Here is a 10731-nt window from a genome sequence, read left to right as displayed (position 1 = left end):
CGGCGTGGTTTCCACCCCGTGCTCCTTCTTGAAGCGGTCCGTCTCTTCGCGCGTCGTCAGATGGTGGTCCTGCACCGTGTAACCATTGCGTTCAAGCAGGTCCTTGGACTTCAGCCCGTAGGGGCACACATGGTCGGGCATGACCATGCGGTAGAGATCCGCCGTTTTCGTCTTTTCCTGGATTGCCATGAGATAACCTCCGGTCTGCGCTGCAGTTACCGCGAGCAGGCGTAGTAGCCAGTGTAGCCGACCTTCAGGCCTTCATCGAGTTCGAAGACCAGTTCAGCTTCCTTGCGCGGGTCGTCCTCCTCGTCGAAGGGACCAACCGCGACAGTCATCCCTTCGGTGGTGAACTGCGCGTTTGCGGCCGCCGGATCAGCCGGGCTCTCGAGTTCAACAAGCACACCGTTCAGTTTCGCTGCGGCGCCGCTGCCATCACGAGCCGACCAGAGGATGGGATCGCTCTCCTGGCTTCGGCGGAAGGTGCAGCGCTCACCCGGCTGCAGCACCTTGTCGGCTTCTTCCTCGGACATAGGCGCAAGATCCAGAGAGGAGATCATCACCTTGTTCAAGGCATCCTGAACGCTGCCAGGTTCAGGTGCCGGATCCTCGTAGATCTCTTTCACCACATTTCCATCGGCCAGGTCTTCGATGAGATAGGCCATCTCGGCGATCTCCTTGCGCTGGGCATCGATGATCTCGTCGGCCAGTTTGCGTACGCGTGCATCCTCGATCTGCGCGCGTTCTGAGGTCATGATGGCGATGGAGTGATGCGGGATCATGGCGCGCATATAGCTTTCACCGCTGACGGTGACCTGGCTGCGTACCAGCCACAGGGCACCTGCGAAAACGACTGCCGCACCCACGAAGATGGCTATGTTGAGAGCGGTGTTCTTGTACATGCCGAGCATGAAGGCCAGCATGATAATGGCCATGGTCGCTCCCATGAGGATGGCCATGTAAGTGCGTGTCTCGCTGAAATAGACATGCTCGAAGGCGTAGGTGTTGAGATACATCAGGATGAACATCACCACTGTGGAGGTGAGGATCATCAAGCCGAAACGGATATAGGACATCGCTTAAACTCCCGTGCCACTTGTTCAAACGGGGGCGCGGCAATTTTGCACGACGCGCACCCTCAGCAGATGTGGTGGTGAGTGAACGTGACGATGCTAAAACCGTTCCTGTCACTGCGATACATCGCGTGATCAGCATTCAATCCATGTAGAATACCTGCTCCATTCCTGCCCACCACTCGCCAGGTGCACGGGTCTCAAGCGGCGCCTGCATCGGTCCGCACAGCTTCCACCATTCTTTGGTGGTCGGGTCGGCCGCAATGGCTGCATTGTCGGCCTCGAAATCACTGCCGACATATTCCCAATAGCTGAACATCAGGTTTTCCGGCTCGCGCAGGAAAATGGAGTAGTTGGTGATGTTTGATTTGCGCAGGCGTTCCAAGACCTCAGGCCAGACATTGGCGTGAAGCCGCTTGTATTCCTCCAGTGCTTCCGGCTTAACGCCGATTACCATTCCCATGCGCTGGACCATGTTTCCCTCCCGTTGAGAATATCAGACTGCCAGATTGTAGAAGCGGATGGCCGTTCGGCTGAGAATAGCTTCCTGCTCGCTCTCCGAGAGATTTCCAATCAGCGTCCTCACCGCGTTCAACCAGCCCAGATAATCTCCGGCCAGATTGAGAACCGGCCAGTCGCTGCCAAACATCACGCGTTCGGGCGAGAAGCAGTCGATAACCGTGTCGGCATGGGCACGCAGATCATCAAGCTGCCAATCGGGACCGATTTCGGTCACCATGCCTGAAAGTTTGCAATAGCAATTCTCGTGCGCGGCGATGGCCTTCATGCCTTCGCTCCAAGCCGGATCAGGCTTTCGGCCATTGCCCATGGCGGGTTTGGCAATGTGGTCGATGACGATGGGCAAGCCGGGATAGCGGGTGGCAAGCTCGTCGATCGCCTTGAGGTGGCGGGGCTGGATGAGCGCGTCAAAGCGCAGGCCTGTTTTGGCCATATGTTCGAGTGCTGCGGTGTTCTCTTGATGCAGGATCCACTCGGTCTCTTCAATGTTCTGAAGCATCGGGCGCAGGCCCTTGAGCAGAGGGTCGCCGCGCAATTCGTCGATCCGGGCGACAGCATTGGCAGCCGAAAGGTCCACCCATCCGACCACACCTGCGACGAAGCTGTATTTCTGTGCGATCTCTAGCAGGTAACGGGTTTCCTCGATCGTATCCAGAGCCTGAACGACAACGGTGCGACTGAGACCGGCCTGGTGGAGCAGTGGCTGGAGATCGTCCGGGGAGAAGTCACGGAAGATCGCTTCAACGCTCTCGTTCGGCCAATCGTAATGTTCTCTTGAAAGCTGCCAGAAATGCTGGTGAGCATCGATGATCATCGTGCTTCTACTCCGCTGTCATATTGGTAGGCATGCTCGCATTGAGCATGAGTGGCCGGACCGGTGGGGCACAAGGGTTAGCGAAATCTGGTCACTTCGGCAACTTTCGCTCGTGTCGAACATGTGCCTGCGCAAGAAAACTGCAGGTGCTGCTCGCCGGTGAACCATCTGGAGGTTTGGTGGCCTTGTCGCCCGAGACTTTCCTGTGGCAGTCGTGCCTCAAATCAGGCAGCGGGATGTGCTGCCCGTGGAGGAGAGAACAGACATGCTTGAGAATGACGGCATCTATCTGGGGCGGGTGTGGCGTAGCGATGCAGAAGGCCCGAGCATCGTAACCCTGCGCGACGGCCGTGTGATCGATATCACGTCGCGCGAGGCGCCCACGAGCCGAGATGTCATGGAGCTCGCAGATCCTGCAGGCCATGTGGCATCTGCAAAGGGCGAAGACCTCTGCAGCCTTCAGGAATTGCTCGACAGCAGCCGCAGTACTGCAAGGGGGACGGCTCCCTATCTGCTCGCTCCCGTTGACCTGCAGGCAGTGAAGGCGTGCGGCGTGACCTTCGCGCGCTCCATGATCGAGCGCGTGATCGAGGAACGTGCGGCAGGTGACGCATCGGCTGCCAGCGACATTCGCAAGACTGTCGGCAACATCATTGGCGACAATCTGCGGGACCTGGTGCCGGGTTCCCCGCAGGCCATGGAGGTGAAGAAGGCTCTGGTCGAGGCTGGCCTCTGGTCACAATATCTGGAGGTGGGCATCGGTCCCGATGCGGAAGTCTTTACCAAGGCACAGGCCATGTCTTCCGTCGGATGGGGGGAGGAAATCGGCATTCACCCGATCTCCTCATGGAACAACCCCGAGCCGGAGGTCGTGCTTGCGGTGTCGAGCGATGGCACGGTCAAGGGCGCGACGCTGGGCAATGACGTCAATCTGCGCGATGTTGAAGGACGCTCGGCACTGCTTCTCGGCAAGGCCAAGGATAATAATGCGTCTTCCTCCATCGGGCCGTTCATAAGGCTTTTCGACAAGAGCTTCACGATTGAGGATGTGCGTGCGGCGGAGCTGGATCTGATCGTAGAGGGTGAGGACGGCTATCGCCTTGAAGGTCGCAGCTCGATGAAGGAGATCAGCCGTGATCCCCTGGATCTCGTCAAGCAGACCGTTGGCCGCCATCATCAGTATCCGGACGGTTTCGTTTTGTATCTGGGCACGCTCTTCGCGCCAATCGAGGATCGCGACACGCCGGGCGGCGGGTTCACGCACAAGGTGGGCGACCGGGTAACCATCTCCAGCTCGCGGCTCGGCAGCCTGGAGAACACGGTTCGTCTCTCGACCGAATGCGCTCCGTGGACATTCGGCGCTGCCGACCTCATGAGAAACCTGGCTCGACGCGATCTGCTTTGATCCACCTTCCGGTTCAGCCCAAGCGGGTTTATTGGCTGGGCCAGCCCCTGTGCGCTCGACGGTGCAGGCAGTAGAAGCCTATTGAGCACGAAGGAGAGAGCACAGGTGGCATTGGCAGCGGCAGCAGACGCAGGCACGCGTTTTCAGGCAATCGCCACGATCTGCGTGGGTGTGCTTTTCATGGTCGTCAATGACGCCATGGCGAAATGGCTGACCGAGGATTACGGCGCGCTGCATATCTATGCCTGGCGCAGCATGATGGCGCTGCCAATGATCGCGGCGATGCTCTTGTTGACGCGGGGACGCAAAGGCTTTGCAACCGCGTCTGTCGGTGTACACGCCCTGCGGGGCCTTTTTGCCATTGCTGCGGCCTGGTGTTTCTTCACCAGCCTGAGGCAGCTCACGCTTGCCGGCGCGACCTCGCTGGTATTCGCAGCGCCGCTTTTCATCACGGCGCTTTCGGTATTGCTCCTTGGGGAAAAGGTGGGATGGCGCCGCTGGTCCGCGGTGATTGTCGGTTTTATTGGCGTGCTGGTCATTGTCAGGCCGGGCGCCGAAACATTTCAGGCGGCCTCTCTCTTTGCCGTCGGTGCGGCATTCTTCTACGCCCTGTTCATGATCAGCGCGCGGTGGATCAGGCGTGAAGAGCCGATGACCACCATGATGTTCTATGTCTCGCTCTTTCCGCTTGTTTATTGCGCGCCGGTGCTGGTGATCGACTGGCAACCGGTAGCACTCGAACATCTGCCGCTCTTTGTCGGGATGGCGCTTTTCGGCACGATCGGCATTACCATGATCGGCCATGCCTTTCGTCTTGCTCCTGCTGCCATCGTCGCACCATTCGATTACACGGCACTGCTTTGGGCCACGGTGCTCGGCTTCATGTTCTGGGGCGATCTGCCGGACCTTTGGACCTATGTCGGCGCGCTCATTATTATCGCAAGCGGCATCTACATTGTCCTGCGTGAGGCGCGGGCAGGGTAATGTTCAGCCCGGATGGATGACCGCCCCGGCGTCAAAGCGCCGGGTCGGTTTTCCGCTGTTGCCGGTTCGGCTTACCTGAAGCGGCCGCCGCGTTCGAGCACCTCGATCTGGTAGCCGTCAGGATCAGCGATGAAGAAGAACCGCGCCACCTGCGTGCCGTCGGGAGCGAAGTCGACGATTTTTCGCGGCTCCAGCCCAGCAGCCACGAGGCGTGCATGTTCCTCGTCAAGATTTTCCACCGACACCGCAAGATGTCCGTAGCCATCGCCCAGGTCGTAGGGTTCGGTGCGGCCCTTGTTTACCGTCAGTTCGAGCTCGAACTCGCTTTCGGCATTGCTAAGATAGATCAGCGTAAAGCTTTCGAATTCCAGTCGATCAGCGATCTCCAGGCCGAATGCGGTCTTGTAGAACGCCAGCGAGCGTTCCTCATCCAGTACCCGGATCATGCTGTGAATTGCCTTGGCCATCGCTTTGTCCCTCGAATTGATGATCACGGCGCGGTTTAGGTGAAACTCGCGCCTGGCGAAACCTTTCCAAGGATCAAAGCCACTCTAATTTCGTTACTGGAAGGTCCAACCGGAGCTGACAGCGGGGAAATGGCCGTGAATGTGGAGTGGAACCAGATCTATTGCGGACCGGCTCCTCATCCTGCTGTGTTGTGGGAACGGTGGAATCTTGATCCTGTGGTTCTGCTGGCGCTTCTCCTGATGGCGTATCTGCTCAGGCGGAGCAGGCGTGGTGCTGCAGCGGTGTTTGTCCTTGCGGTCGCGTTTGTCTCGCCGCTATGCGCGCTTTCTTCTGCGCTGTTCTCTGCCAGGGTGGTTCATCATCTGCTGCTGATAGCCGTTGCAGCACCTCTTCTTGCCGATCTCATCCGTTTGCCAAGCCGGGGGCAGGCGGGTCTGGCCCTTGCCGTGTCAACGACCGTGCTCTGGGGGTGGCACGTGCCGCAGGCTTATGATCTGGCGCTCTCCAATATCGGTATCTATTGGCTCATGCAGCTTTCGCTCATCGCAAGCTTTGTATGGTTCTGGCAGTCGGTGTTTGCGCCTGACCGTACCCCCGTGGAAGCGATCGCACTTGTGGTGGCTGGCTTTACCCAGATGGGAATGCTCGGGGCCCTGCTGACCTTTGCTTCCTCGCAGCTTTACGAAGCTCATGCATTTGCACCGCTGGAGTGGGGCATGCTGCCGCTGACCGATCAGCAGCTTGGCGGCCTGATCATGTGGATTCCGGCTGGAATACCCTATGCCATCATTGTCGCGGTTCTTGCTCGACGCTTCTGGGGTGCGGGCAGGGTGTCGGCGACATGATCACGTCGCTACCCGGGTTCATTACCCTGCTGAAAATCATCCATATCACGGCACTTGTCCTGTGGTGTGGCGGGTTGATGGCCATGCCGCTGATGCTCACGCGTCATGATCCGGCAATTGCCGCTGAGGAGTATGAGCGCATTCGACGCGCCTCGCATCGCGCCTATGTCGGGATGGTTACGCCTGCCGCGCTGTTGGCGATCATTGCCGGCACCTGGCTCATCTTTTTCCGAGAAGTCTTCGTCACCTGGCTTTATGCCAAGCTTCTGTTCGTGGCGGCACTGGTTGCCGCTCATGCCTGGGTGGGCCACATCGTGGTGCAGATTGCCGAGCAGCCCGAAGACTACGAGCCGCCGCGGCCGACGGTTCCTCTGCTGCTTATCCTTTTTCCCATCCTGTTCATTCTGCTGCTTGTTCTGGGCAAGCCGGAACTTGAATGGGTACGGTTGCCTGATTGGGTTCAAGAGCCGCGCGGCTATGAACTGCCTTTCGAAGTGCCCAAACGATAGTCAAAGACAAGTTTTCCGCCATGCCAACCCGTAAACGCGACCATTGCAGCACCGAGAGCCGAAAGGAAGATGCCGTATGGCAGAACGCCCTGCTCGTATCCATAGAGGCGGTGGCCCCAATTGGCGCCGAGAACAGCAAGCAGGGTGACAGCTATAACCGCATGGGTCCAGGCTGCAGCGCGGGCGCGGATGCCTCTGACAATCAGAAGCTCGGCCGTGCCGGAAAATGCGGCAAGCAGGCCGAACAGGAAACCGGTGCCCGCCGCCCAAAGTGCGGCCCGGGCCCAGAAGACGTCACCGCTCCACCAGTAGAGAATGTCCGCACCGAGAAGGCAAAAGGACAGCGCCACGGGGAACGCCACGCTCATGGCGTGAATGGGATGCCCCAATATCGCGATGCGGGATTCCGTCTGCGTGTAACTCGGTCTTGCAGCGATTGGGTCGACAAGCTGTTCCCGGGTATCCGTTTCGCTCATTGCAGAAAGCTCCTCATCCTCGGTACCGCGGCTACATGTCTGACGCTTTCGGGCTGCCAGGGGGAATATTCGACGCTTGATCCGGCCGGCCCGGCTGCGCGCTCCATCGCAACACTCTGGTGGGTCATGCTGATCGGTGCGGCGATCATCCTTCTTCTGGTAATGGGACTGCTGGCTGCAGGGTTCCGTCGCAACAAGAAAGAGGTGGGTGATGCCGCGCATATGCGGTTCTGGATCGTGGGCCTGGGACTTGGCTTTTCCATGTCCGTTCTTGCTGCACTTCTGGCCTACGGCCTTGTTGTGGGGGAGCGCTTGCTGCCTCGCGCGGATGCCGATGTGGTGGAGGTTCATGCGCAGGCGGAACGCTGGCGCTGGCGTTTTTCATACGCATCTCAACCTGATTTCGAGACGGAAAATGTGCTGCATATTCCTGCAGGTCGCCCGGTGGATGTTCATGTGACCAGTCTCGACGTCGTGCACAGCTTCTGGGTGCCACGGCTGGCCGGCAAGCTCGACGCCATCCCCGGGCATGTGAACCGCCTGCGCATTGAGGCGGATCAGCCTGGCGTCTTCAAGGGCCTGACGGCAGAGTTCAACGGCGAAGGCTATGGCGGCCACGTCTTTGATGTCATCGCCCACGCGCCCGATACCTGGGAAGCATTCCTGAGGGAGGAGGCCCGATGACCGCACTTCGTCGCCATCGCGCGCTCGACGCCACCTGGAGTTCAAGGCCCGGCTTCAGGGGATGGTTCAGCACGGTGAACCACAGCGATCTTGGCCGCATGTTCCTGGCGACCTCGTTCTTCTTCTTTCTGGTCGGTGGCATATTAGCCATGCTGATCAGGGCTCAGCTTGCCACTGCGGATTCGGCCTTTGCCGGACCCGAGATCTACAGTCAGATCTTCACCATGCACGGGACCATCATGATGTTCCTGTTCGCGATACCGACATTCGAAGGTCTGGCCATCTATCTTCTGCCCAAGATGCTGGGCACGCGCGACCTGGCTTTTCCGCGGCTCACAGCCTACGGCTATTGGTGCTATGCCTTTGGCGGCACAATGCTGCTCGTGTCGTTGCTTCTTGGCATCGCACCGGATGGGGGCTGGTTCATGTATCCGCCGCTGACGGGCGCGATCTACTCGCCCGGCATCAATACGGATTTCTGGCTTATCGGCATTACTTTTGTTGAGATCTCGGCGATCTGCGCCGCAGTAGAATTCACTGTTTCGATCCTCAAATATCGTGCGCCCGGCATGTCGCTGGACAAGATGCCGATCTTCGCGTGGTATGCTCTCGTCACATCCCTGATGATCCTGACCGGCTTTCCGCCGCTCATACTGGGCTCGATCCTCCTGGAGGTGGAGCGTGCGTTTGGCCTGCCTTTCTTCCAGGCTGATCTGGGTGGCGACAGCCTGTTGTGGCAGCACCTGTTCTGGCTCTTTGGTCATCCGGAAGTCTACATCATCTTCCTGCCGGCAGCCGGGGTGATCTCCACCATCCTGCCAGTCATGGCGCGCACAACGCTTCTTGGATACGGATGGATCGTGGCGTCGGCTGTGGCCTTGGCCTTCTTGAGCTTCGGGCTGTGGGTGCACCACATGTTCACGACCGGCATTCCACATATGGGGCTGGCCTTCTTCTCGGCAGCTTCAACTCTCGTTGCGGTTCCTACCGGTGTGCAGGTCTTTGCCTGGATCGGCACATTGTGGAAAGGGCGACCGGAACTGCATCTGCCGATGCTGCACCTTCTCGGCTTCTTGTTCACCTTTGTCATTGGCGGGCTGACCGGTGTGATGGTCGCCGTCGTACCATTTGACTGGCAGGCCCATGACACGGCCTTCATCACTGCGCACCTGCATTACGTCCTGTTTGGCGGCTTCGTGTTCCCAATCCTTGCCGGGATCTATTACTGGCTGCCGCTTTTCACGGGGCGCACGCGCTTCTTCAAGCTGGGTGAGATGGCTTTCGTTCTGATCTTTCTCGGCTTCCATGGCACATTTCTGGCAATGCACTGGGTGGGGCTGATGGGGCAGCGCCGCCGGATCGACACCTATGACGTGGAGACAGGGTGGAGCACGATCAATCTGATATCGTCGGTCAGCAGTTTCATCATGGCCATTGGGCTTGCGATGGTGCTCGTGGACATCATCCTTCACGTCTATGTGGCACTGCGGGGGCGGCGCGATCCCTGGAAATCCGGAACGCTGGAATGGGCGATGATGGCTCCGCCTCCGGCATATAATTTCGCCAGCCTTCCCCGTGTAACTTCGCGTGCGCCGCTTCCAGACATATCCGGGCTTGCAAACAGGCTTGCGCGGGGGGAGGGCTATCTGGGCAATCGGCCAGCAGTCCGGCGGGAAACGCTGGCAGTCGACATATCCTCTGGCCAACCGGACTATCTCGTCGTCTATCCGGGCAATACAGCTTTGCCGATCGTATTTGCCGCGGTCACCGGGCTCTTCTTCCTGTCCCTGCTCATCAAGTTCTACTGGCTGACGCCGCTGGCCGTCCTTGGCATGATGGTGCTTGCACTGGTCTGGGTCTGGCGACTGGGGGCGAGGGAAGATAGCGGGCTTCAGGAGATCGGTCATGGCGACAGGGTGCCCATGGCGGGAGAGACATCGCGGTCGCCGGGCTGGTGGGGTTCTGCCTTCCTGCTGGTCGCCAACGGCACATTTTTCGGGTCACTGCTTTTCGGCTACGCTTTTCTGTGGACCGTAGCTCCGGGTTGGCCGCCGTCACAATGGCTGGAGCCGTCCGTGGCCGAAACGATCGCAGTCACTGGCGGGGCATTGGTTGCTGTTGGTGCCATGCGAATTGCGGCCCGTCACAACAGGCGCGGTGGAAGAGGCCTGTCCTCAACCGTGATTGCCCTTATGGGTACGCTGGCCGTGGCCGCGGCAATTGCCACCATGCTGCATCGGATGCCTTCTGCTGGCAGCCATGCCTATGCGGCAACGCTCTTCGTGCTGGGCTCATATGTTCTCTTCCACGCAATACTGTGTGCGCTGATGCAGGCAAATCTATTTGCGCGGATTGTTGCGGGCTACACCTCGCCCCACCGCCGGGCGGAATTTGCCATCGTCGCGCTCTGGGCAGACTATCTGGCAGTCATTGCAGCAATTGGCGTCGCTGCAGCACAGATACCGGGAATGCTGGCATGAGGGACCTGCTGCGCATACTCGCTCCGCTGGTGCTGTGGCTTGCGAGTTTCAGCGCCATCTATGGCCTGCACGGTCTCGGCTGTGCGCAGGGCTGGGCGCAGATTACCCTTGGGCCTCTCACATTGTTCCGCAGCATGATGATTGCCGCATGGCTGTTCGCCTTGCTCGCACAATTCGCCCTCTTATGGGGAACGCGCACCTGGCCATTTGGTCCGCAGGGAGGGTTTGCGGGGCGCACGGGCATGCTAACCGGTTGGGCTGCAGTTGTGGCTACGCTCTGGACGCTTCAGCCCGTCATGACCACTACGTCATGTGCCTGAGCAAGATGGCAGGCGGGTCGACTGTTACTTGATCGACCGGGATCAGTCGCCGCTTATCCCATGCTAAACAATACTTATGATGTACTCCAATTCTCAACTATAACTGGTACATAAAATAGTCCAAGTTCCCAGGCATCCAGTAGGCGTGTGTGGA

The 10731-nt window shown here is 59.1% G+C and carries 12 protein-coding genes and 1 pseudogene; 7 read left to right on the top strand and 6 right to left on the bottom strand.

Annotation, left to right across the window (positions count from 1 at the left end; translation table 11 throughout):
• From WA367_RS00640 to WA367_RS00625, 4 genes and pseudogenes are all read right to left on the bottom strand, one after another.
• A pseudogene (locus tag WA367_RS00640) lies at positions 1-189 on the bottom strand (glutaredoxin); the annotation flags it as partial.
• A gap of 26 nt (positions 190-215) precedes the next feature.
• Complete coding sequence (locus WA367_RS00635) at positions 216-1076, bottom strand: DUF305 domain-containing protein (RefSeq protein WP_336054962.1); 861 nt, start codon at positions 1074-1076, stop codon at positions 216-218.
• A 139-nt stretch (positions 1077-1215) separates the two neighbouring features.
• Positions 1216-1548 (bottom strand): L-rhamnose mutarotase, encoded by a 333-nt coding sequence (locus WA367_RS00630; RefSeq protein ID WP_336054961.1) that lies wholly within the window; start codon positions 1546-1548, stop codon positions 1216-1218.
• Between the two features lie 21 nt (positions 1549-1569).
• On the bottom strand, positions 1570-2406 hold the full coding sequence (locus tag WA367_RS00625; protein ID WP_336054960.1) for an amidohydrolase family protein: 837 nt from the start codon (positions 2404-2406) through the stop codon (positions 1570-1572).
• A 265-nt stretch (positions 2407-2671) separates the two neighbouring features.
• Between WA367_RS00625 and WA367_RS00620 the strand changes: the two genes are divergently transcribed.
• Positions 2672-3811 (top strand): fumarylacetoacetate hydrolase family protein, encoded by a 1140-nt coding sequence (locus tag WA367_RS00620; protein ID WP_336054959.1) that lies wholly within the window; start codon positions 2672-2674, stop codon positions 3809-3811.
• A gap of 105 nt (positions 3812-3916) precedes the next feature.
• Entirely contained in the window at positions 3917-4795 is an 879-nt protein-coding gene (locus tag WA367_RS00615) for a DMT family transporter (RefSeq protein ID WP_336054958.1), read from the top strand.
• A 71-nt stretch (positions 4796-4866) separates the two neighbouring features.
• On the opposite strand, the gene WA367_RS00610 is transcribed toward WA367_RS00615, so the two are convergent.
• The gene (locus WA367_RS00610) at positions 4867-5262 is read right to left on the bottom strand and encodes a VOC family protein (protein WP_336054957.1); all 396 of its coding nucleotides are present in this window, start codon (positions 5260-5262) and stop codon (positions 4867-4869) included.
• Positions 5263-5391: 129 nt separating this feature from the next.
• Here WA367_RS00610 and WA367_RS00605 point away from each other — a divergent pair, with 129 nt between their 5' ends.
• Entirely contained in the window at positions 5392-6108 is a 717-nt protein-coding gene (locus WA367_RS00605) for a cytochrome c oxidase assembly protein (protein WP_336054956.1), read from the top strand.
• Entirely contained in the window at positions 6105-6617 is a 513-nt protein-coding gene (locus tag WA367_RS00600; protein ID WP_336054955.1) for a CopD family protein, read from the top strand. The genes WA367_RS00605 and WA367_RS00600 overlap by 4 nt, the downstream gene beginning before the upstream one ends.
• Here the strand turns inward: WA367_RS00600 and WA367_RS00595 are convergent.
• A complete protein-coding gene (locus tag WA367_RS00595) occupies positions 6584-7093 on the bottom strand; it encodes a DUF2231 domain-containing protein (protein WP_336054954.1) in 510 nt (169 codons plus the stop codon). The genes WA367_RS00600 and WA367_RS00595 overlap by 34 nt on opposite strands.
• A 126-nt stretch (positions 7094-7219) precedes the next feature.
• On the opposite strand from WA367_RS00595, the gene WA367_RS00590 reads away from it, so the two are divergent.
• The 3 genes from WA367_RS00590 to WA367_RS00580 are packed head-to-tail and all read left to right on the top strand — an operon-like array spanning position 7220 to position 10577.
• Positions 7220-7777, top strand: coding sequence for a cytochrome c oxidase subunit II (locus tag WA367_RS00590; protein ID WP_336054953.1), 558 nt, complete (start codon positions 7220-7222; stop codon positions 7775-7777).
• Positions 7774-10257 carry a cytochrome c oxidase subunit I gene (gene ctaD / locus WA367_RS00585; RefSeq protein WP_336054952.1) on the top strand — a complete coding sequence of 828 codons (2484 nt, stop codon included), beginning with the start codon at positions 7774-7776 and terminating at the stop codon, positions 10255-10257. Before WA367_RS00590 ends, ctaD begins: the two co-directional genes overlap by 4 nt.
• Entirely contained in the window at positions 10254-10577 is a 324-nt protein-coding gene (locus WA367_RS00580; RefSeq protein ID WP_336054951.1) for a hypothetical protein, read from the top strand. Before ctaD ends, WA367_RS00580 begins: the two co-directional genes overlap by 4 nt.
• Positions 10578-10731: the final 154 nt, after the last annotated feature.

It is taken from the genome of Nitratireductor sp. CH_MIT9313-5, assembly GCF_037029545.1.
GTDB lineage: Bacteria > Pseudomonadota > Alphaproteobacteria > Rhizobiales > Rhizobiaceae > Chelativorans.
Note: the sequence above shows the minus strand (reverse complement) of the source record. Positions and strands in the feature narration are given on the sequence as shown.